At 44.5% G+C, this 22,464-nt stretch carries 17 protein-coding genes and 1 pseudogene; 2 read left to right on the forward strand and 16 right to left on the reverse strand.

The genetic code is table 11. The features are described 5' to 3' along the window. Positions 1-33: 33 nt before the first annotated feature. The 5 genes from DW085_RS05020 to ftsH form a co-directional block, all read right to left on the reverse strand. Positions 34-996: an ABC transporter permease gene (locus DW085_RS05020; RefSeq protein WP_022360158.1), complete on the reverse strand. Its 963-nt coding sequence runs from the start codon at positions 994-996 to the stop codon at positions 34-36. Further along, entirely contained in the window at positions 993-2,069 is a 1,077-nt protein-coding gene (locus DW085_RS05025) for an ABC transporter permease (RefSeq protein WP_118472207.1), read from the reverse strand. The genes DW085_RS05020 and DW085_RS05025 overlap by 4 nt, the downstream gene beginning before the upstream one ends. Further along, positions 2,066-3,622 (reverse strand): ABC transporter ATP-binding protein, encoded by a 1,557-nt coding sequence (locus DW085_RS05030; protein WP_118472208.1) that lies wholly within the window; start codon positions 3,620-3,622, stop codon positions 2,066-2,068. Before DW085_RS05030 ends, DW085_RS05025 begins: the two co-directional genes overlap by 4 nt. Positions 3,623-3,814: 192 nt before the next feature. After that, positions 3,815-5,008 (reverse strand): BMP family ABC transporter substrate-binding protein, encoded by a 1,194-nt coding sequence (locus DW085_RS05035; RefSeq protein WP_107000564.1) that lies wholly within the window; start codon positions 5,006-5,008, stop codon positions 3,815-3,817. 376 nt (positions 5,009-5,384) lie between these two features. After that, positions 5,385-7,310 (reverse strand): ATP-dependent zinc metalloprotease FtsH, encoded by a 1,926-nt coding sequence (gene ftsH / locus DW085_RS05040; protein WP_118491648.1) that lies wholly within the window; start codon positions 7,308-7,310, stop codon positions 5,385-5,387. A gap of 260 nt (positions 7,311-7,570) precedes the next feature. Here ftsH and DW085_RS05045 point away from each other — a divergent pair, with 260 nt between their 5' ends. Together DW085_RS05045 and DW085_RS05050 are read left to right on the forward strand one after the other, a co-directional pair. Beyond that, the gene (locus tag DW085_RS05045) at positions 7,571-8,071 is read left to right on the forward strand and encodes a MarR family transcriptional regulator (RefSeq protein ID WP_118472209.1); all 501 of its coding nucleotides are present in this window, start codon (positions 7,571-7,573) and stop codon (positions 8,069-8,071) included. Positions 8,072-8,273: 202 nt separating this feature from the next. Beyond that, on the forward strand, positions 8,274-9,221 hold the full coding sequence (locus DW085_RS05050) for a tyrosine-type recombinase/integrase (RefSeq protein WP_243033935.1): 948 nt from the start codon (positions 8,274-8,276) through the stop codon (positions 9,219-9,221). Between the two features lie 478 nt (positions 9,222-9,699). On the opposite strand, the gene DW085_RS05055 is transcribed toward DW085_RS05050, so the two are convergent. The 11 genes and pseudogenes from DW085_RS05055 to DW085_RS05105 form a co-directional block, all read right to left on the reverse strand. Next, positions 9,700-10,452 carry an amino acid ABC transporter ATP-binding protein gene (locus DW085_RS05055; protein ID WP_118468269.1) on the reverse strand — a complete coding sequence of 251 codons (753 nt, stop codon included), beginning with the start codon at positions 10,450-10,452 and terminating at the stop codon, positions 9,700-9,702. Then, positions 10,442-11,130: pseudogene (locus tag DW085_RS05060) on the reverse strand (amino acid ABC transporter permease). The gene DW085_RS05055 and the pseudogene DW085_RS05060 overlap by 11 nt, the downstream one beginning before the upstream one ends. Before the next feature lie 174 nt (positions 11,131-11,304). Next, positions 11,305-12,138: a basic amino acid ABC transporter substrate-binding protein gene (locus tag DW085_RS05065; RefSeq protein ID WP_117796215.1), complete on the reverse strand. Its 834-nt coding sequence runs from the start codon at positions 12,136-12,138 to the stop codon at positions 11,305-11,307. Between the two features lie 647 nt (positions 12,139-12,785). Further along, positions 12,786-14,183, reverse strand: coding sequence for a TRAP transporter large permease (locus DW085_RS05070; protein ID WP_118491651.1), 1,398 nt, complete (start codon positions 14,181-14,183; stop codon positions 12,786-12,788). After that, complete coding sequence (locus DW085_RS05075; protein WP_117796217.1) at positions 14,180-14,806, reverse strand: TRAP transporter small permease; 627 nt, start codon at positions 14,804-14,806, stop codon at positions 14,180-14,182. Before DW085_RS05075 ends, DW085_RS05070 begins: the two co-directional genes overlap by 4 nt. Next, positions 14,760-15,650, reverse strand: coding sequence for a TRAP transporter substrate-binding protein (locus DW085_RS05080; protein WP_284525714.1), 891 nt, complete (start codon positions 15,648-15,650; stop codon positions 14,760-14,762). Before DW085_RS05080 ends, DW085_RS05075 begins: the two co-directional genes overlap by 47 nt. Further along, entirely contained in the window at positions 15,625-15,819 is a 195-nt protein-coding gene (locus tag DW085_RS05085; protein WP_118491655.1) for a hypothetical protein, read from the reverse strand. Before DW085_RS05085 ends, DW085_RS05080 begins: the two co-directional genes overlap by 26 nt. An 80-nt stretch (positions 15,820-15,899) precedes the next feature. Next, on the reverse strand, positions 15,900-17,495 hold the full coding sequence (locus DW085_RS05090; RefSeq protein ID WP_118491657.1) for a hydantoinase B/oxoprolinase family protein: 1,596 nt from the start codon (positions 17,493-17,495) through the stop codon (positions 15,900-15,902). 16 nt (positions 17,496-17,511) lie between these two features. Further along, positions 17,512-19,590, reverse strand: coding sequence for a hydantoinase/oxoprolinase family protein (locus tag DW085_RS05095; protein WP_118472212.1), 2,079 nt, complete (start codon positions 19,588-19,590; stop codon positions 17,512-17,514). A gap of 19 nt (positions 19,591-19,609) precedes the next feature. Next, complete coding sequence (locus DW085_RS05100) at positions 19,610-20,689, reverse strand: SIS domain-containing protein (protein WP_118468274.1); 1,080 nt, start codon at positions 20,687-20,689, stop codon at positions 19,610-19,612. A gap of 38 nt (positions 20,690-20,727) precedes the next feature. After that, the gene (locus DW085_RS05105) at positions 20,728-21,873 is read right to left on the reverse strand and encodes an ROK family transcriptional regulator (RefSeq protein WP_117796220.1); all 1,146 of its coding nucleotides are present in this window, start codon (positions 21,871-21,873) and stop codon (positions 20,728-20,730) included. Positions 21,874-22,464: the final 591 nt, after the last annotated feature.

A 22,464-nucleotide genomic window follows, 5' to 3' on the forward strand; every position in this document is an offset into this window, starting at 1 on the left:
TCCCACAAATCCTATAAGTTCCCCTTCATTTTCCTACCGTTCCTCCCGGAAATAATTCTCGCCCAGATGCGCCGGGATATGTGCCCCTTTATTCTTACGCATCGACGCGATCACCAGCACCAATGCGGTGATAATGAACGGAAGGGCATCGAAAAATGCCGTTGGAATCGCATACGTGTTTTTCGGCACATAGTATTTCAGCACGCGCAGAGCCCCGAAAATAAAGGAACCGTAAATAACATTGATCGGCTTCCACGCCGCGAAGATAACGAGGGCAACGGAAATCCAGCCAAGACCGCCGACGCTGTCGCGCAGCCACACGCCGCCGTTGATGATCATCGAGCAATATGCGCCGCCGATACCGCAGATCGCACCGGATAGCAGGATATTAATGTATCTCCACTTTGTAACTTCGATACCTGCCGCATCTGCTGCGCCCGGATTTTCTCCGATCGCCTGCACATTTAAACCAACCTGTGTTTTATATAAGTAGAAACTCGCCACAATCGCGATGATGATTCCAAGATAAACGAACGGGTTATAGGAAAATAATAATTCTCCGACCACCGGCAGATCACTGAGTCCCGGGATGTGGATGTTACGCATCTGTGCCGTCACCGCATCCGGAAGTTTCAGGGTGCCGTTCTCTGATTTTTCCAGCATAAAGACGCCGATAAAATTGGCTAATCCGACGCCGAAAATCGTCAGGGTCAATCCCGTTACGTTCTGATTTGCCATAAATGTGACAGTCAAAACACCGTAAATCAATGCCGACAGCATTCCAGCCACCGCCGCAGCTAACAGCGCCGCAACAAAGTTATCCGTCTGATAGCCGACCATGAATCCGGCGCACGCGCCAATCGACATCATGCCCTCGACGCCCAGATTCAGGTGTCCGACCTTCTCACTCAAAATTTCGCCAACCGTGCCAAACAGGAAAGGCGTACCCGCCAATACAGCCGCCACCAGAAATTTAATTACGATCTCGCTGCTCATGCGCGTGTACCTCCTTTTCCGTGAAATACAAATTGATACCGTATAAACAGTTCACATCCCAGAATGAAGAACAGGATGATTCCCTGCAGCACATCCGCGCAGTCCGAGGACAATCCGAATGAAGACTGAACTACGCTGCTTCCTTTTTCCAGCACGCTGAACAAAAAGGTAACCAGCAGAATCACCGGCGGATTCAACTGTGCCAGCCATGCCACGATGATCGCCGTAAATCCGACCCCTCCGGCAACTGCCGTCGTCAGCGTGACATCCGAACCGGTCGCCTGCACCATGCCGCCGATGCCGCAGACAGCGCCAGACAGAAACATCGTCCGCAGAACCACTTTTTTTACATTCATGCCGGCATAGCGGGCTGTCTCCTGGCTCTCTCCCACAACGCTGATCTCATATCCCTGCTTGGAACGATTTAAGTAAACCGCTATCACTACCACAAGAATCAGCGCAATCACCCAGCCGAACTGGATGCCGAACACCTTATCGAGCGCCGCATTCTTATTGAAACGGGCAATCTTCGCATATCCCTGGGAACCTGGGTCACGCCATGCGCCCTCTCTCAAAAATACGATGACATTCAGCGCGATATAGTTTAACATCAGCGTAAACAGCGTCTCGTTCGTATCATACCGGGTCTTAAACCACGCCGGAATGAGTCCCCACAGACCTCCGCCGATCGCGCCTGCCAAAAACATCACGATCACCAGCAGCCAGTGATTCCAGTTCGCATGGAACAGTGCAAAATACGAGGCAAAAATACCGCCCATAATGATCTGTCCCTCGGCTCCGATGTTCCAGAATTTCATTTTAAATGCCAGCGTCACGCCCAGCGACGCAATCAAAAGTGGAATCATGATTTTGACCGTCGCCTGTATCGCCATCTCGCTTCGCAGCGCTCCGGTTACAATCGTCTGATAAATGACAAATGGATTCTGCCCAATCAGCAGGATAAAGAATCCGCCTGCCACCAGAGCCAGCACGATCGCCTCCAGACGGAGGATCAATGTTTCTCTTTTTCCAAGTTCCGCCTTTTTTACAACGCGGATCCACGGTTCTTTCATGCCTGTTCCTCCTTCTTTTCGGATGCCATACTCTTATCCAGCCCCAGCTCGCCCGCCTCGGTACCGGTCATCATCAGTCCCAGCTGTTCTTTCGTGAGCTTCTTCGCATCCACGATACCCGTGATCTTTCCATGGCAGAGTACCATGATCCGGTCTGAAAGCTCCAGAAGCACATCCAGATCCTCACCGATATAGACAACCGCCACGCCCTTTTTCTTCTGCTGATTCAGGAGGTCGTAAATCAGATAGGAAGAATTAATATCAAGCCCTCGCACCGGGTAAGCCGTGATCAGCACCTGCGGGCTCGACTCAATCTCACGTCCCAAAAGTACCTTCTGGACATTTCCCCCCGACATCATACGCACCGGCGTATCAACGCCCGGCGTCACGATTCCCAGTTCTCCGATCAGGCGTTCTGCCATCTCCCTCGCCGGTTTCCGGTCTACAAACAATCCTTTCCCTTCCGAATAGGACTTGAGCAGCATATTATCAACCATACCCATTGAAGCAACCAGTCCCATGCCGAGACGATCCTCCGGCACGAAACTCATGCTGATTCCGAGGCGGATGATCTCCGCCGGAGTCTTACCGATGATATTTTCCTTACGGTACAAAATAGCGCCCTTTTTCGCGTCCATCAACCCAGTCAGCGTCTCGCAGAGTTCTTTCTGGCCGCTTCCGGCAACACCGGCAACGCCCAGAATCTCGCCTGTTTTAATCTCAAAAGAAATATCATCCAGCGCCACGCCGCCGTCACTCTTATCGACGGTCAGATCGACAATCTTCAAAATAGTCTCTCTCTTCTCCAGCTCCGGGCGCTCGATATTCAGGCTGATTGGTCGTCCAACCATAAGCTCCGTAAGTTTCTTCTCATCACATCCGGCAGTTTCCACCGTCTCGATGCTCTTTCCTTTTCGCAGAATCGTGACACGGTCACTGATAGAAAGAACCTCATTTAATTTATGGGTAATAATAATAATCGCACAGCCCTGTTCCCGCATCCGGCGCAGGATTTTAAACAGCCGCTCCGTCTCCTGCGGCGTCAGGACTGCCGTTGGCTCGTCCAGAATCAGGATCTGGGCGCCTCTATATAATACCTTCAGGATCTCGACCGTCTGCTTCTCGCTGACCGACATGTCGTAGACCTTTTTCTCCGGTTCAATTTCAAGTCCAAATGACTGTCCAAGCGCTTCAATTTTTTCCCGCAACGCCTTTCTTCCCAGCCGTTTTCCCTTGGTTCCCAGCACGATATTATCCATCGCACTGAACACATCCACCAGTTTGAAATGCTGATGAATCATACCTATTCCTAAATTTCTCGAATCTACCGGCGAATTTATGGAGACTTCTTTTCCTCCAACCAGAATCGAACCGGCATCTGGGTGGTAGATACCGGAAAGCATGTTCATGAGCGTTGTCTTACCGGAACCATTTTCTCCCAAAAGTGCCATAATCTCGCCGTACCGGACGGTCAGATCAATCTTATCGTTCGCCACGACGCTTCCGAATGCTTTCGTGATCTGCCTACACTCAATGGCATACTGTTCTGTCATATCGTCACCTCAAATGAATATTTAACCAATTTTTTAATCAATTTTCTAAAAAAGAAAAAAGAGGTGCCGCAAATGAAAGTGGATCCATTTGAAGCTGCCTCCTTTTATCTGTTATATACTCTTGGAATCTGCAACACCCGGAAGCGTTTCCGAACCTGCTTCAGCATCGCTTCCAGGTATACAATTCCGTGATTATTTCTCTACGATGTTCTTGAAATACCAGTGGATATTGCCTGTGATATCTGCATCGGACATATGCTCGCCCTCGGTGCCAACGGTGGTTCCGTCGTTGCACTCGATCACGCCATCAAATACATCCCAGTCGCCAGACTCGATCTTCGCACGTGCCTCATCGATCTTCTCCTGCGTACCATCTACGCACAGGTCAGATAACGGGGAAATGTCTACCAGACCTTCCTCCAGACCGCCGAAGTAGTTCTCGCCTGTCCATGTACCATCAATCAGATCCTGTACAGCTTTGGTATAGTAAGCGCCCCAGTTCCAAACGGTGGAGGTCAGAACTGCCTTCGGAGCATCCTTGCTCATATCAGAGTTGTAACCAACACCAAATACGCCAGCTTCCTCAGCTGCCAGCTGCGGGTTCGGTGTATCGCAGTGCTGTCCAATGACATCACAGCCCTCGTTGATCAGGGCTACGGCTGCCTGTTTCTCACCTTCCGGATCGTACCAGCTGTTGGTGGTCTTGATGTAAACGGTTGCATCCGGGTTTACAGAATATACACCCATTGCAAATGCGTCACATCCGCCGGTAACCTCGGCATTGTCCTTGCCCCAGGCGCCGACATAACCGATCTTATTGCTCTCTGTCTTTAAACCAGCCGCGATACCAGTGAGGTAACGGGACTGATAAATCCGTCCAAAATAATTGTTAAAGTTCACACCGTTGGATTTGTAGCCGGTTGCATGGGAGAAGATAACGTCCGGATATTCTTCTGCCAGTGCCTCGCATGCATCCATGTAGCCCCAGCTTGTCGCGAAGATAATCTGGCATCCTTCCTCGACACACTCGCGCATTGCTGTCTCGATGGCAGTCTGATCATCGTCCGCTACGTTGTTCTTGCGGATAATCTGATCATCCTCCAGACCAACGGCTTTCTGCATCGCTACGATACCCTGATCATGCGTATAGCTGTAACCGGAACCATCCGCCGGATTTCCAATATGAATCACTCCGACCTTCAGATCCTCTTTAGCAACTGCCGGCATCACGCCCTCTGCTGCCTCGCCTGCTTCTGTGTCTGCCGCGTCAGCTCCCTTTTCCTCCGCTGCCTTCGTATCTGCTGTATCAGAAGACGAAGAAGAACAGCCTGCACACAGGGACAGCGCCATGGCAGCGCTCAGTAACACGCTTACTACTTTTCTCATAACATTTCCTCCTAAGAATGCCTGCGAATGCGGTTCTTTCCCTTTCTCATCGTTTGTCAGAATTCCCTCGCGGAACCTGAAATCCGAAAATAAAACCGCATTCCCGAAAATTTGGATCGATACAGGAGATATTATTGCATATTTACAGACGATTTTCAAGGAATTTGCCTGATTTTTACTGTGATATTTATTAATTTCTTTTCATAAGTTTTACTTATTTCTGTTTTCCTCCTGTAATCCCCCGATATGCAGGAAGGGAACACCGGAGGAATCAGCTGCCAACATCTTTTTTCGACGCAGATAACACAAAAACAGGCACCAGACATTTCCTTTCAAAATGCCTGATACCTGCTCAGCTCACTGTAACTGATTTCTCTTATAACTTCGGCAAACACGTAACCGTCCACCTTATAATACACGGCTCTGTTTTAGCCTCTGCCTCGCCATCCTCTTTCTTCTCTTCCAGAATCTTCATAAACTCCTCACCGGTGATCGTCTCCTTATCCAGAAGATAGTCTGCCAGCTCATGAAGCTTATCCTCATGCCCGGAAAGAATAGCTTTCGCTTTCTCATACGCGCTCTTTACCAGCGCAATCACTTCCTCATCGACCCTCGCCGCCGTCTCTGCCGAACAAGCTAGGGAAGTATCGCCGCCTAAGTAGGCGTTGTTGACCGTCTCGAGCGCTACCATGCCGAAATGGTCACTCATGCCGTAACGCGTCACCATCGCACGGGCAATCTTGGTTGCCTGTTCGATATCATTCGAAGCCCCAGTCGTGATAGAATGGAAGATCAGCTCCTCCGCCGCACGGCCGCCGGTCAGTGTCACGATCTTGTTGAACGCCTCTTCCCTGCTCATCAGGAAGCGCTGATCCGCCTCCACCTGCATCGTATATCCGAGTGCCCCGGAGGTTCGCGGCACAATCGTGATCTTGTGGACCGGAGCCGAGTGCGTCTGCAGCGCCGCTACCAGCGCATGACCGATCTCATGGTAGGAGACAATCTTCTTCTCATCCCCGGAAACACCGGCATCCTTCTTCTGATATCCGGCAATAACCGTCTCGACACTCTCTTCCAGATCCTGCTGGGACACGGTCTTTCGTCCCATCCGGACTGCCCGCAGCGCCGCCTCATTGACAATGTTTGCCAGCTCCGCGCCGCTCGCACCGTTGGTAGCACGGGCGATCTCATTGTAATCCACACTCTCATCCACTTTAACTTTTTTGCCATGGACTTTCAGAATTGCCTCACGGCCTTTCAGATCCGGCAGCTCTACCGGAATCCGGCGGTCAAAACGTCCCGGACGAAGCAGCGCCGGATCGAGGGATTCCGGACGGTTGGTCGCCGCCAGAATGACAACACCCTTCTTGCCGTCAAAACCATCCATCTCAGTCAGAAGCTGGTTCAGCGTCTGCTCGCGCTCGTCATTGCCGCCCATGCCGGCGCCGTCACGCTTCTTACCAATCGTATCGATCTCGTCGATAAATACGATACACGGCGCTTTTTCATTGGCCTGTTTAAATAAATCACGCACCTTCGCCGCACCCATGCCGACAAACATCTCAACAAATTCCGAACCGGAGATCGAGAAGAACGGAACGTGTGCTTCCCCGGCAACAGCCTTCGCCAGCATCGTTTTACCGGTTCCTGGAGGTCCGACTAACAGGGCGCCCTTCGGCAGCACCGCACCGATCTCCGAATATTTTTCCGGCTTATGCAGGAAATCGACAATCTCTTTTAATGCATCCTTCGCCTCTTCCTCGCCAGCCACATCTGCAAATGTGATACCCGTCTCGGATTCTGCATAAATCTTTGCATTGGACTTGCCGAATGTCATCGCATTTCCGGCGCCGCCCATCTTCTTCATCAGCGAACGCCCCATCAGCTGTCCGATTCCGATAAAAAGAATCAGCGGCAGAATCCAGGTCAGCAGAAAATTGAGAAGCGGAGAAGCCTGTGTATTGATCTCCGCACTGTATTTCACGTCCTTACCATCCAGCAGGTCATACAGGTTGACACCTGGAATCTCGCCGGTTTTGTAGGTGACATTCCAGGTCTTGTTTTTATCGTCATTTTTCAGCGTATAGACGATCTCATTGTTCGTCGTCACATACACCTCATCGACATTATTCTCTTTCAGCTGTTCACTGAACTGGTCAAACCGCACTTCCTGCGTCCGATCCATCATGGATGGGAAGAGGAAAATGTTTAACAGCATGACAACCAGCATTACCAGTCCATAATAATATAGAAATGATTTTCTGGGCGGCTGCTTTCCGCCTCCGTTCGTATTCTCTACCATAGATTGTTCTCCTTATTGTGAGTCTGTGACAGATGGTTTCTGTGTTTCTGTCACATCGTTTCGTGATACATTAACATATACCGCATTCTTTGTTATTTGTCAATCCACAATAGTAAATATTTATTTACTTTTTATATTTGTTGACCTTTTTGTCTGGATGTGCTAGAGTACAAGTAAATTGATGTTTCCTTGTTTGCAATTTATGTTTGTGAAATGGACCGCATTTTATTACTTTGATATTTAAATTTGGAGGTTTCCCTATGAATCCAGGCAAAAAAAATTCAAATCTTTTAAAAAAAACCGGTATTCACTTCCTGGAGTTTGCACTCGGCTTTCTCTCCCTGGCGAAATGCCACTACCAGCCAAGCCATGATATGAAAGTCAACTCGCTTCCATTTTTTGCCCTGATCGCGCTCGACAGCTGGGCAGATCAAGACTATACCATGTCTGAGCTGGCGGACAAGCTGAGTATCACAAAGCAGCAGCTCTCCCATATGATCAAGGTTCTTGAGGAACGCGGTCTGGTCGAGCGGATCCACGATACAGCCAACCGCCGCCGCGTCTACATCCGCATCTGCGATTCCGGTCGTGAGATGATGAACCAGATGAAGCAGGAAATGCTGTCTTCCACCCTGTTTGGGCTGCGCGCTTACACCCCGGAAGAACTGGCATCGATGGACGAGTGCCTGTGCCGCCTGATGGAATTAATGAAGAAATTCAACTGTGAAACCGATGAACCTGTAAAGAATGTATCCGTATGATAAAGACACCGGAGACACTTTTTTCTCCGCTTTCTTTTAAATCCTGTATAATTGACTTTTGTAACGTCCAGCAGCATTCCGGATTGATTTCTCTGCCATTTCATCCTTTCATCCGTTCCGGTGTGTTCCACGCCTCGGCAGAGTTTTCTTTCTGTGCCAATGGACGTTTCTCAATGATACAGAAAGAAGGTTCCTACATATTATGCCACAAATGATAGAAAATCATATTTTTCCACACGCTGCTCATAGCAAACACACTCTCCCCCTCTCATCCAGGCAAACTTCTGCTGCCATTCCACGCCTTTCCGGTCAAACGCGTGCTGCCGCACCTGCAAGAGCCCAAAAGGCCGCGGACGAATTTGCCCGCTACCTGCTCACGCGCAACCTTGCCGATGAGACACTCCGCGCTTACACTTATGCTGTACGGCAGTATTTTACCTATTACCGTGACATTACTTACCCCAATTTAAAGCTATACAAAATCTTTCTGCTCGAGCACTACAAGCCGCAGACCATCAACCAGCGGATCCGGGCTTTGAATGCCTACCTGGATTTTAAAAAGCTCTATCCCGGGCATCTTCCCATGGTAAAAATCCAGCAGAAAACATATCTGGATCACATGATCAGCGAGGCGGATTATGAATACCTGAAACGCTGCCTGCTTCGGGATGAACGGTACACTTACTATTTTCTCATCCGTTTCATGGCGGCAACCGGCGTCCGGGTCAGCGAGGTGATTCAGTTCCAGGCAGAAGATATTTTCTCCGGCTATAAGGACATCTATTCCAAAGGAAATAAAGTCCGGCGCATCTACATCCCACAGTCACTCCGAACCGATACCCTCAAATGGCTTTCCTTTCTCCACAAATCCCACGGTCCCATCTTCCTCAACCGCTTCGATTCCCCCATCTCTCCAGGCGGCATCCGCAGCCAGCTCAAAACCATCGCCCTCTCCTACCATATGACACCGGAAATGGTACATCCGCATGCATTCCGCCACCGGTTTGCCAAGAGTTTTATCGAAAAATGCGGCGATATTTCCCTGCTCTCCGACCTGCTTGGACACAAAAATCTCGAAACAACCCGGATTTACCTGATGAAATCGAGTCAGGAACAGCAGACGGTGATTGACCGGGTGGTGACGTGGTAGGCACAGGCGTGTGAAAACCATAAAAGGGGAAAGAACTGCCATTTTCCACAATTCTTTCCCCTTTATTATAGATTTATTTTTTCTCTGCCTCCACAATCACGAGCTCATATGGAAGTGCTTCCTCAGCGCTATCGGTTCTAATGTTTTCACCCGACCGTTCTACCGCATTCTCTTTTTTCTCCTGCTTCCCACTGTCCAGCTTTGTCTCAACATTCTGTTCCGCCTTCTTTTCAGAATCTTCCTCCTTTTCTGCTGTTCTACTAATAAGACGATGGGAGATTTCATTTGGTTTTATATATTTGCAATTTTTTTAACAACTTTTCTTTCCAAATAAACATTTTTCAAAACGGAAGTTAGAAGAACCAGATGGATAATAGAAAACGCATAAAGATATTACAGGCATAAAAAAAAGCCCGGCAGAAAGAAAATGTGCTATGACATTCTCTCCCTACCGGACTTTTCCTAATATTAAATTTCCTTACAGCACCTTACTCAAAAATGCCTTCAATCTTTCGCTCTTTGGATGCTCGAAAAACTCCTTCGGTTCGTTTTCTTCGATGAAGTTGCCGCCCTCCATGAACATGACGCGGGTTGCCACCTCGCGGGCGAAGCCCATCTCATGGGTAACCACGACCATCGTCATGTGCTCCTCGGCAAGCTGGCGCATTACATTTAATACCTCACCTACCATCTCCGGGTCAAGCGCGGAGGTTGGCTCGTCAAAGAGCATCACATCCGGATGCATCGCCAGGGCGCGGACGATCGCCACACGCTGTTTCTGACCGCCAGAGAGCTGTCCCGGATAGGCGGATGCTTTTTCCTTTAATCCGACGCGTTCCAGAAGCTTCAGTGCCTCCGTCTCTGCCTCGTCCTTTGGGCGTCCGAGCAGTTTCATCGGTGCCAGCGTCATATTATCAAGAATCGTCATGTGCGGGAACAGGTTGAACTGCTGGAATACCATTCCCATTTTCTGACGAAGTTTATCAATGCTTGTCTTCGGATCCGTGATATCCGTTCCCTCAAAATAGATGTGTCCGCCGGTCGGGGTTTCCAGCAGGTTCATGCAGCGCAGAAATGTGGATTTACCGGAACCGGATGGTCCGATCACACAGACAACATCCCCCTTGCGTATCTGGGTAGAAATATTAGTCAGGACCTTTAAATCACCGAATGCCTTGGAAAGATCCTTGATGTCAATTATCACTTCTCCGTTTTGTACTTTATCGTTCATTCTTTCTCAGGCTCCTTTCCAGATTCTGTGCAAAGTGGTTGAAGATCATCGTCAGCGCCAGATAAACAGCAGCCACTATCAGAAGCGGTGTCCACGCGTCATACGTTCTGGAACGGATGATATCGCCGCCCTTCGTCAGATCCTGCACCGCCACGTAACCGGCTACCGAAGTCTCTTTCAGAAGAACAACAAACTCATTGCAAAGTGCCGGAAGTACGTTTTTAAATGCCTGCGGCATAATGATATAGCGCATCGTCTGCACATAGTTAAAACCAAGGCTTCGACCTGCCTCCATCTGTCCCTCGTCGATCGACATGATACCGGAACGGAAGATCTCGCTACATACGCTGCCGAGTTAAGACCAAACGCGATCACACCGACAAAGACGCCAGCAAATACACGCGATACAAAAATACAGTAGTAGAAAATCATCAGCTGGATGACAACCGGCGTTCCCCGGATGACCGTCAGATATACCTGGCAGACACCATTTAAAAATTTCATTTTTCCAGTTTTGTCGTGAGTTGCACGAACAATCGCAATCAGCAGACCAAGGGCAATGCCGATCAGGGTCGCAAATAACGTGATGATCAGGGTATTTTTCAGGCCCCCTGTCAGATACTGCCACCTGTCATCCTTGATCAGGTTTAAATATAAGGCCTGCTTGAGTTTCTCCAATCTGTTTTCCTCCTTGTAAGGTGATATAGACTTGAAAAAGGGCTGCCGCCGAACCGTGTTTTCGCCATTCTGCAGCAACCTTTTTCCGTTCCGTCAGATACCGGAAGCACTCTGGGTGTTTTCCGGATCACCTGAATCCATCCATCTGACGATTCATTTCAATTCTCTTTTATATTACTCAGCGGTAATGTATTTTTCAACGATCTCGTCCAGTTTTCCAGACTCTTTCAGGTTTGCGATGGATGCGTTGATAGCGTCCAGAAGCTCTGTATTGCCCTTCTTAACTGCGATTGCGTACTCTTCTTCTGCATACGGTGTTTCCAGAAGCTTTAAGCCTTCATTCTCGTCTACAAATACCTGTGCCGGTTTGTTGTCAATGATAACTGCATCGATCTTGCCAGTGGACAGCGCCTGTACTGCATCGGCGCCCTTGGAAAATCTCTGTACGCTCTCCTCGCCGAAATCATCGGTGGAGTACAGGTCGCCGGTGGTACCCTGCTGAACGCCGATCTGCTTGCCCTTTAAATCATCCAGGGATGCGATGTCGCTGTCCTCTGTTACGATAACAGACTGAACGCCGATTGCGTAAGTGTCAGAGAAATCCACCTGGGTCTGACGATCCTCGGTAACAGTCATGCCTGCTGCTGCGAAATCAGCTTTGCCAGACTGAACCTCCGGGATGATAGAATCGAATGCTACGTCGGTGATTTCCAGAGATGCTCCCATATCCTCGCAGATAGCGTTTGCAATATCTACGTCGATACCTACGATATCATTTCCATCGTGGTACTCATACGGTGCGAACTCAGCGTTGGTGGACATAACCAGAGTCTTTCCTGCAAATGCGCTGTCGCCAGCCTCTGCTGCCTCGCTGCCCTCTGCTGCCTCTGCGGTTGTCTCCTCATTCTCCTCTGCGGCTGCGGTTGTCTCTGCCGGTTTGGAAGAGCATGCTGCTAACGATGCTGCCATAGCAGTTGCCATAGCGATTGCTGCTAATTTCTTTTTCATAATAAATTCCTCCTCATTTCTATTCGCTGCTTTTGTATTTTTATGCAGTAAATACGAATATTCTTACTTTTATTACTGTATCTAGGAATACATTATACCGCATTTTTATAAATAATCAAGCCTGAATTCCTGTTTTTTACAGGGTTTTGTATGATTATGCATTCTTTTCCAATTTGTACGGTTCCAGTTACGGACAGATCTTGTTGTTAATTCTTGGCACGGGAGTTTAATAGTTGCATAATCAGGTTAGTGAAATTTTGAAAGTAAATGAAAGCAGATGACATCTCGAAGAATGTTTCCGGTTTCCGAACGGATTATCAATTCATAACGAACAGTAAAATGAGAACAATTCCAAAAATGGACAAGGAAGAAAAAAATACTATAGTCTGCAACAGCAACAAAAATCGCTGCACCCCAGCAAATACAAAGGTTACAGCGATTTTATTTTCACTCAACTGCCAAAGACTGGATATATATTTTTTTCAATAATCCAAATTTTTGTTTTTTCTGTGTTTCCTGTTTTCAAACTTCACGTTCTCTCCACAGGCAATATCATTTACTTAGAGAATTTCTTTGAAAAAAATTTCCTTTTTTCTACCAATAACTCAACAAGCACTTGACAACACCTTGATAGTTCAGCGCCTCAGCTAAAAAAAACGCATAAAAGCAATCCATTCGTTATAATAGCGTTGACTAGAAACTATAAAACAAGCCCGGCAACCAGTTGATACGACAGGAACAAACGATACCAGCAGCAAAATAGGTAATGCACCAAAAAGCAAAAATGGAAGAATAGGTTTAATAAGTTTATGAATCGGAACATCACAAACTCTGGAACATGCCATCAGACAAGTAGCCATTGGCGGTGTAATTGAGCCAATACCTATCGAAACAAAAACGATTACTGCTAACTGAATTGTATCAATTCCACATGCAGTAGCAATCGGTGTAAGAAGCGGCACCAGCGTCAAAATAATAACATTTCCATCCAAGAAAAAACCTATAAAAAACAGCAGAAGATCTATTAACAGGATAAGACCAATACGATTATTGGTAATTCCCAACATTAACTCTGCCACCAACTCGGGAATATGGTTAAGTGTCATCAAACGACTGAAAATCAAAGTCATTGGAAACATTATAACCAATGCCGAAACATCCTTAACTCCCTTAGAAAAAACGCCCATCAATTGAACCAGAGAAAGCTTTTTATAAACTACCACTCCCATGATCGCTCCATATAAACAGGTAATTGCACCTGCTTCTGTCGCTGTAAAAATGCCGCCATAGATACCCCCTAACACAATTACCGGCATTAAAACTGCTACAACAAGCTCTAAAAAAAATCTATTCCGGCTTATAGTCTCACGCGCATTTTTTTCTGATTCTTCTTTAGGCTCATTATCTTCAGTACATGCAGAAACGGATGCAACTGTTTTACCCGCATATTCTGGATGATAATATTTTATATAAATAATCCGATTAATGATCAAATAGAGCCCTGCCCATATTAATCCCGGCACAATCGTAGCCATAAATAAAGCACCAACCGATGCCGAGGACACGGATGCAAAAATAATAGCATTTACATTTGGTGGAATCATAAAGCCAAAAGGACTAGAAGCTGCAATTAATGCCGCTAAATATGCTTTATCATATCCTTTCTTTTCCAATTCTGGCACCATAGCTGTTGACAGTGTATTAGCCGTTGCCAATGCTGAACCGCAAAGGGCTCCAAAAAAGCAGGAAACTACTGGAATTGTGGCCGTCAATCCTCCCTTTACATTATGTAGCATCTTATCCGCTACCCGAATCAGCACATTTGCAATTCCGCTTCGCTCAATCAAAGAACCTCCTACTATAAAAAGCGGAATCGCCAACATAGAAATAGAGTTCAAAATGTAAAACGCATTCGTTGCAAACGTTCCTGTACTTCCAAGCCCCATATATGCCACAAAAAAGGAGCCGCCCAAAAATGCTAACGGAACTGCAACGCCGGAAAAAATCATGAGTAAAATTAATACTGCAGCTATTCCAAATATCATAATGTGCGTAACCTCCTTATAGATTTACAAACATTCACCACATAATAAACCATCATCCCCAAAGCTCCTAAAAATACAGAAGCATATACCCACCACATGCTAAATCCAACAGCCGGAGACACCGTATTACGTTCAATGTGTGTCATCATTAAATTAAATGTTAATGGCATAAATAATCCACATATTATAGTAGAAATAATCAAACTAAACAAATGAAGTGCTTCTTTTGACTTTTCCGTCTTACACAGATTCAAGAAGAAATCGACTTTTAGCATATTGTCATCACGCACAACCAGTATTACTCCAAGCCATACAAATACAATAAATAGAATTGTTGGCAATTCCTCATAGCCGTGCATATTAATATTAAATACCCAACGACTGAAGATTGTCAGATTAACCATAATCATCATCACAATCAACAAAATACCCGCTAAATTTCCAACCACAAATTCAACTATATGATCTAATTTTTTTAAAAATTTCACCACGTTCCTCCTCTCTTTAACGGTAAATAAAAAAGCAGGGGATACTACAAACATAGATATCAATCCACTTGCAGCATCCCCCATACCATTAATAATTAAACAGCTCAGATACCTGATTGTATAATTCTTCTCCAATCAGTTCTCTCCACTTATCCGACAGAGAAGCCGCATACTCTTTCCATTGATTCAATTCCTCATCTGTTGGCTGATAATATGTAATTCCTTTTTCATCAAAGAATTTTTCTGCGTCTGCTTTCATATCTTTATAAGATTCATATTCAGCCTCTGAACACGCCCAGGCAGCATCTACAAATATCTTTTGATCCTCTTCGCTATACTGATTAAACTTATCTAAATTCATCATCAAACTATACGAAGTCCACTGAGCTCCAACATATGAATAAAATGGTGCTACTTCATAATAATTTTCAATAATATATGAAGGTATCTGCTGATCCGTAGCCGTAATCAAACCATTCTGCAGCGATGTATATAACTCTCCGTATGGCATAATTGCGATATTTCCCAAACCGCCATAAAATTCGTTAACAATAGCATCTTCATATGTTCGAAACGTTTCATTCGCCAGATCCTTCGGCACTTTAATCAATTTATCTGTCGAAAAGATGTGGCGCTGTAAGCCACTGTTTTGTGCCAAAAGTTTAATTCCATTTTCTTCATAAAGCTTTGTATTAATAGCAAATCCTTCTGCATTCGGATTAGCAAGCTTTTCCCTCACTGTGTCTAAATCAGGTAATAAAAATGGAATTCTTTGCCATGCAAATCTCTTATCTACATTAGACATTCCGGCACCAAAGTTAAAATCCGTCTCCCCATCCTGAATCATCTGAAAGGATTCCGCATCGCTGGCATAACTGGAATACCAATAAATATCTACTACATAACGGCCATTACTATTTTTCTCCACCTCTTCTTTAAATTTCAGTAGTCCATCAGCAGGGATTATAATCCGGGGCAACCTCTGGATCTAACGCTGATGTTGTCAAAACAAGATGAGTTGCATCTGAATCTGCTTTCGTAGTTTCTTCCGCTTTATCGCTCTGCAGTGCAACTGTATTATTACCTCCACATCCAACTATAGTTAATGCCATCATTGCTGCCATTGTCGTTGCAATTAATTTTTTCATTGTACTCCTCCTTTTTCAACATCCACCATATTCTTTTTCTGCTCGTTCCTGGCTGATCAAGCCATCTTTCACATCACACTTTAATGCTTTTTTATCTCTCTCAAGCGGATTACCCCAACCTCCGCCGCCACTTGTCTGAATATAGAGTCTATCTTTCTTATAAAAACGCACCCTTGCTTTCGAGGCAAATGTTCTTCCGTTCCATCAGCTCTATTTACTGTAAAACGAGCTCCTAATGCTGCTTTTCCACCATTCAATCCCCACGGTGCCGTATTAACACGATCAGAGGCAATAAAGCAGTCCACCTCATCTGTCTGGAATTCCAGGACTCGCTCAATTCCAAATCCACCCCTGTGCTTACCAGGTCCTTCAGAATTTGGAGCTAAACCATATCGTATTACCTTAACCGGCATGATTCTTTCAAGAACTTCTACTGGTGTATTTCTGGTATTAGTCATATGCGTATTAACTCCACTGGTTCCATCTTGATCGCACATTCCACCATATCCTCCTCCAACAGTTTCACCATTAGCAAAGAACGAATGTGTTTCTGGATTATAACCACCCAGCTGAATTCCATTCATAGATCCACAAGCAGCCGCACATACTTTTTCTGGAACCACTTGAGCCAGTGCACCAAGCAGTACATCTACCAAACGCTGACACGTAATAGAATTTCCAGAACCGGTAGCTGCTGGATATACCGCATTTACCAAGGAACCTTCCGGTGTTATAACCTCAAAGCGGCGATATGTTCCAGAATTCGGTGGAATCGTGGGATCCGTCACTGCTCGAACAACATAATAAATGCAAGCCAACGCCATCGGACGAACACAATTCAAAGGTCCTCTTACCTGAGGGCATGTTCCCGTAAAATCAATTTTAATATGTGGACCTCCTGTAGTAATTGTTACCTTGATTTTTAATGGCTCTGTTGTAGTAATTCCATCTCCCTCTAAGAAATCCTCAAATTCAAATGTCCCTTTCGGAAGTTTTTCTAACTCTGCTCCCATTCGCCGGTCACAGTAGTTCTCTAACTCTGCAATTGCCTCAAGAACTACTTCTACGCCCATCTCATCACATAATTCCTCAAACCGCTTTTCTCCTACATTATTTGCTGCAATCTGAGCCATCAAATCTCCACTACTTTCGTATTTTGTTCGGATATTAGAGCGAAACATAGCAAAAATCTCAGGATCTACTTTTCCTTCTTTTTTTATCTTTACTGGTGGGAAGCAAATCCCTTCATGGAAAATTTCCGTTGCATCTGGTGTTAACGAACCCGGAACCTTTCCTCCCACATCTACATGATGCGCCAGATTTCCTACAAAAGCTACTAGCTCTCCTTTAAAAAAGATCGGAGAAAAGATAATAATATCTGGCAAATGAGTTCCACCAATGAATGGATCATTGTGCATGATAGCATCTCCAGGTTTCAGTTCTTTTTTGTTAATATGCTTTAAAGCTCCCTTTACTCCCCAAGGCAACACTCCTGAATGAACAGGTATATGCTCTGCCTGTGCAATCGTCTCTCCATTTACATCAAATAACGCACACGAACAATCTCTTCTATCTTTAATATTTGTGGAATAGGCTGTCCGAATTAATGCTGCTCCCATCTCTTCTGTAATTGCAAAAAAGCGATTTCGCATAACTTCCAATGTGATTGCATCCATCTTTTCATTCCTCCTTTTAGTTCTCTTCTAATGCTTCCATCTTCCCAGTCTCACGATTTGCAATCTTCACAACCAAATTCATTCTCTCATCTACTGTCACCTTATCGCCAGGCCCTACTACGGACGTAGCTCCTGTTTCCTCTATGATTGCCGGACCGATAAAGCTGTTACCTGCTTTTAAAGCATCTCGCTTATATACGGCTGTATCCAGCCACTCTCCCATAAAATAAGCTTTTCGAATTTCTTCTGGTTTTGGAAGTTCCTTGCTAATTTCTCCTTTTGAATACAAGTTACTTTTGTCCATTTCCCCAACTACAGAAAGACGCAAACTAACCAACTCCATGGGATCATTCTTCTTAAATCCATAAGAACGCTCATGTGCATCACTGAAATCATTCACAAGCTTATCCCAAACCAGCTGATTCACCGGGCTATTGGGTACCGAAATCGTTAATTCGTAGGCCTGACCAAAATAACGGATATCTATTTTTCTCTCAAAACTTACGCTACTCTCTGATACGCCATCTCGAGCCATTTCTTTTCTTGCTTCAGCCTCTAATTTTTCAAATTTTTCTTCCATATGGTCGAAAGAAACATCTTTTTCATGTTTATGATACGTGCATACTTCATCATATCTAATTGGTGCAACTAATAATCCAAAAGCAGAAAAGTTTCCAGGTTCGATAGGAATAACAACTGTTCCTATATCCAGAGTTCTTGCCAGTTCAACCGCATGAAGTGCTCCCGCTCCTCCATATGGCAGAAGCACAAACTTTCTCGGATCGATTCCTCTTTCTACCGTCATAACTCTAATTGCTCTGACCATGTTGGAATTCGCTACACGAAGAATTCCCTCTGCTACTTCCTCCACTGTCATATTTAATTTTACGGCCAATTTTTCTTCTATCGCTTTCCGTGCAGCCGCCACATCCAGGTGCATTTTTCCACCTAGCAATTTTTCACCCACACGACCTAACACAGCATGAGCATCTGTTACTGTTGGTTCTGTTCCTCCTTTGCTATAACAAACCGGTCCCGGTACTGCTCCTGCACTGCGAGGACCAACCCGAAGCGCTCCGCCAGCATCCAGCCATGCTATAGAGCCTCCTCCTGCTCCAATCGTAGTAATATCTATATGTGGGAATTTTACCGGAAATCCCTCAATCACTCCTTCACCTGTGATACCAATAGAACCATTCTGCACAATTCCTACATCAAATGACGTTCCTCCAAGATCTCCAGTAATAATATTATGATAATCCGTAATCTTGGAAAGAAATTCGGCAGCCAAAACACCTCCAGCCGGACCAGATAATAACGTATTCACACTCTTCTGAGCTGCAATCTGATCGGTCATCATACCTCCAGAAGATTGCATAATAGTCAATGGAGAATTAATCCCATTTTCATCTAATCGTCTACGCAACTGGGATACATATTTCTGCATTCTTGGCTGAACATATGCATTCATAACGGTTGTATTCATTCGTTCAAATTCACGAAACTCCGGCAAAATTTCACTAGATACAGACACTGGAAAATCTGGTGCGATTTCACGAATAACTTCCAACGCTTTTTTCTCATTTTCATCATTCGCATAAGAATGAAGAAAACAGATTGCAATGGATTCCGCTCCCTCTTCCATTAATTCATGAATCGTTTTCTTTAATTCCTCCATATCCAACTGCACCAATACAGTTCCCGTATAATCCATTCTTTCGTCTGCCTCCCGACGAAGATATCGGGGAATTAATGAAGCTGGTTTTCTAGCATGTAAATCATAAAGTTCTGGTCTGCTCTGGCGACCAATATCTAAAACATCTCTAAATCCTTTTGTTGTTATTAATGCTGTTACAGCGCCGTTTCGTTCCAAAAGTGTATTTGTAGCCACTGTCGTTCCATGTGCAACACCCGTCACACAATCTGGTGCTACTCCCAACTCTTCTAAAAGTGCTCTAATTCCGTTCAGAACACCTATACTTTGATCTTCAGGTGTAGAAGGCGTTTTTGCAAAATACACCTTACCATCTTCATTTATTCCGACTACATCGGTAAACGTTCCTCCTACATCTACACCTAATTTCAATTTAGCCATTTTTCATCCTCCTTTATCTCTATCCCTGGTAATAATTTACTTTCGGCATATATTTACTTCCTAGCATCTTATGAAATTCTGGGTATCTTGATTGTTCCGGGTGACGTCCTTTCTTTTCTGTTACATCATTAGCCAGCCATTGTAATGGAATAATGTAAAATAATGGAGTTAAAATTTCATCCATTCCTCCTGGAAGCGAGATAAAACGACCTTTTATTTCAATCTCTTTTTCAAAGCCCTCGTAACCAATAACTGTCACGTGATCCGAATGCTCCTGAGCAAATTGAATCATTCTCTTTATTCGCTCTACTCCAGGTCCCTCGTTTACCAAAAAAATCAAATATGACCACTTTTCAAGACAATGATACGGACCATGCATGTACTCTTCCACATCATATACCTCTACCGGGATTCGCACTCCTTCTAATACCTTAAGAGCCCCTTCTTTAGCTGCAGCTGTTAAAGTACCACCTCCGATAATTGTCACAGATGGAGCAGATTTATACTCCTCCGCAAAATCTTCAATTTCTTCAGATGTACATCTCAAACTTTGCTCCATCCATTTTGGAACTAACGAAATGTCTAATTCCTTACCAGCTAATCCCGCAGCATATAAATACAACATTGCTATAGTCGAAGTAAATCCCTTCGTTTTGGCCCCTACCAGTTCTTCTCCTGTACATGTATCCAAAATCGCCTCAGCACTTTTTCCGCCAGGATTATCAGGCTCGGCTGTTACCATAACGGTTCTAGCCCCATACTCTCTTCCTTTTTCCAAACAATGTATCGTCCCAATACTACGTGCCGTCTGTGAAATTCCTAAAATCAGCGTTTTCTCATCTAGTCGATAATGTGGATAGTAATACAAAAAATCAAATGGGGTAAACACCTGAACCTCTGCATTGAACCATTTTGTAAATGCATATTTAGCCGCAATTGCTGTATGAAGTGAGGTTCCAGAACCAATTAAATAGATTTTATCAAATGGACCTTTTCCCACTATAGAATACACACTATCACACACTTTTTCTGCATTTTGGCAAACTCTTCTAATTGTGTCTGGCTGTTCCAATATACAGCTCTTCATGGTTTGCTTCATTCTATGTATGCCTCCCAACTCTTGTATTTTTCTCTATTTTATTTTTTTACCTGTATGTCCTGCTCTTCGATTTTTTTTGAAGCAAAATTAATTGCTCCTAGAGCTCCTGCTTTTCCTCCCAAGTTTGCCAAACAAATATCCGCCTGAATTGGCGTAAGCCTGCCAACCTCCTCTCGAATCCGCTGAATCACAGATCCCATAGAATCAGAAACTCCACCGCCTATTACAACCTTCTCTGGATTTAAAAGACTAATCGTATTGGCTATCGCAACTGAAAAATCACGAACAAATTTGTCTATTACCGGTATTACTGAGGCATCTCCTCGGCTATATGCTGTAAATAATGCTTCTGCCGAACCAACAATTTGATCCAGTGCCGAGCCAGAACATTTTTTTTCTAAAATTCCCTGTTGTCCTAATTTATTAATTTCCCCTTTTTCCACATCAGAACTTTCTAAATAATATCCTAATTCTCCTGCTCTTCCTTGAGCCCCCAATACCAACTGTCCACCACATACTAATGCTCCGCCAATACCTGTTCCCAATGCAATAAACAACATATCATCCGTCTGTTCACCTGAACCTATCCAACGTTCACCTAATGCTGCCAGATTCACATCATTTCCGACATACACTGGAAATGAAAAATATTCATTCATTAAACTTTGCAAAGGAAATTGATTCCACGATAATGCTTTGGCACGCACCACTGTTCCATCTGAATCCACCGTTCCCGGGACTCCAATTCCCATGCCAAATATCATTTCTCGTTTAATTCCTGCTGCTTCTAATGACTCCTCTACAATCTGGACTAATTCCTCAAACTGATTTTTGGTTGGTATTTTTTTTTCGTACACAATATTACCCACCAAATCTGTTATCAAAAACAAAAGTTTTGTTCCGCCAATATCCATGCCAATACAATACGCAGATTTTGGATTAAATCCCAACATAGTAGATGGGCGTCCAACCCCTGATGGAGACATACAGTCTCCATACTCAACTAGGAGCTTTTTCTTAATTAATTCATCTACAATCGCACTAACTGTTGTTTTACTTAAATTTAATGCCTTTGATATCTGTGCACGGCTAATCGGCTGTTTCTCCTTGACCATATTCAGAATCAATGTCCGATTAATTTTTCGTATTAATTCTAAATGCCCTAAATTTCCATTCTTCTCCATATTACACCCCTTACTCACTTAATTAGTTCAGTGCACTTACTAATTCTTTTAAAAATTACCTCTCGTATTAAGCAAGAGGATTTATATATAAAATACACTTTTATTATTCTGTTTTCAATAGGATTTTTCAACAAAATATCTTTATATTTTCGTAAAAATTACCAAAACGCGTTTCACATAATTTGTTTCTTCAGAAAACTAAATGTCACTTTCAAGATACACGTCCATATATGCTGAACTCTTTTTGCAATGCAATTGATAATTCATAAAATCAATTATATCTAACAAAAATGCAATTACAAACCAAAGATGACAGTAACTGTCAACCTGTAACGAATCAACAATTTCAAGAATGTTTTTACTAACCTTCTATATGGTTCCACACATACCCATGCAGTAGAACTTTCAACATTTCCTTATCTCGCTCTTCCCAGGCGGCTTGTACATTCTCCATATCGAACATGGGCATTCTTCGTAAATCTGATATGCTGAAATCTCCCAAGAGCAGGCGTGGCAAAGGCAACTGAAAGAAACGATAGCAACAAAAAACAGGTCCGGACGCACGGAGAGTAATCAGTGTATCTGAACCTA

It is taken from the genome of Clostridium sp. AF50-3, assembly GCF_003477445.1.
In the GTDB taxonomy this organism is placed as follows: domain Bacteria; phylum Bacillota; class Clostridia; order Lachnospirales; family Lachnospiraceae; genus Otoolea; species Otoolea fessa.

Bases quoted from the DNA above. Each gene is read 5' to 3' on its own strand.
- ftsH (WP_118491648.1), bottom strand. From the start codon at position 7,310: ATGGTAGAGAATACGAACGGAGGCGGAAAGCAGCCGCCCAGAAAATCA.
- DW085_RS05100 (WP_118468274.1), bottom strand. From the start codon at position 20,689: ATGAAGCAAACCATGAAGAGCTGTATATTGGAACAGCCAGACACAATT.
- DW085_RS05090 (WP_118491657.1), bottom strand. From the start codon at position 17,495: ATGGATGCAATCACATTGGAAGTTATGCGAAATCGCTTTTTTGCAATT.
- DW085_RS05070 (WP_118491651.1), bottom strand. From the start codon at position 14,183: ATGATATTTGGAATAGCTGCAGTATTAATTTTACTCATGATTTTTTCC.
- DW085_RS05025 (WP_118472207.1), bottom strand. From the start codon at position 2,069: ATGAAAGAACCGTGGATCCGCGTTGTAAAAAAGGCGGAACTTGGAAAA.
- DW085_RS05055 (WP_118468269.1), bottom strand. From the start codon at position 10,452: ATGAACGATAAAGTACAAAACGGAGAAGTGATAATTGACATCAAGGAT.
- DW085_RS05095 (WP_118472212.1), bottom strand. From the start codon at position 19,590: ATGGCTAAATTGAAATTAGGTGTAGATGTAGGAGGAACGTTTACCGAT.
- DW085_RS05045 (WP_118472209.1), top strand. From the start codon at position 7,571: ATGAATCCAGGCAAAAAAAATTCAAATCTTTTAAAAAAAACCGGTATT.
- DW085_RS05035 (WP_107000564.1), bottom strand. From the start codon at position 5,008: ATGAGAAAAGTAGTAAGCGTGTTACTGAGCGCTGCCATGGCGCTGTCC.
- DW085_RS05105 (WP_117796220.1), bottom strand. From the start codon at position 21,873: ATGGAGAAGAATGGAAATTTAGGGCATTTAGAATTAATACGAAAAATT.
- DW085_RS05050 (WP_243033935.1), top strand. From the start codon at position 8,274: ATGCCACAAATGATAGAAAATCATATTTTTCCACACGCTGCTCATAGC.
- DW085_RS05030 (WP_118472208.1), bottom strand. From the start codon at position 3,622: ATGACAGAACAGTATGCCATTGAGTGTAGGCAGATCACGAAAGCATTC.
- DW085_RS05065 (WP_117796215.1), bottom strand. From the start codon at position 12,138: ATGAAAAAGAAATTAGCAGCAATCGCTATGGCAACTGCTATGGCAGCA.
- DW085_RS05020 (WP_022360158.1), bottom strand. From the start codon at position 996: ATGAGCAGCGAGATCGTAATTAAATTTCTGGTGGCGGCTGTATTGGCG.
- DW085_RS05085 (WP_118491655.1), bottom strand. From the start codon at position 15,819: ATGAAAAAATTAATTGCAACGACAATGGCAGCAATGATGGCATTAACT.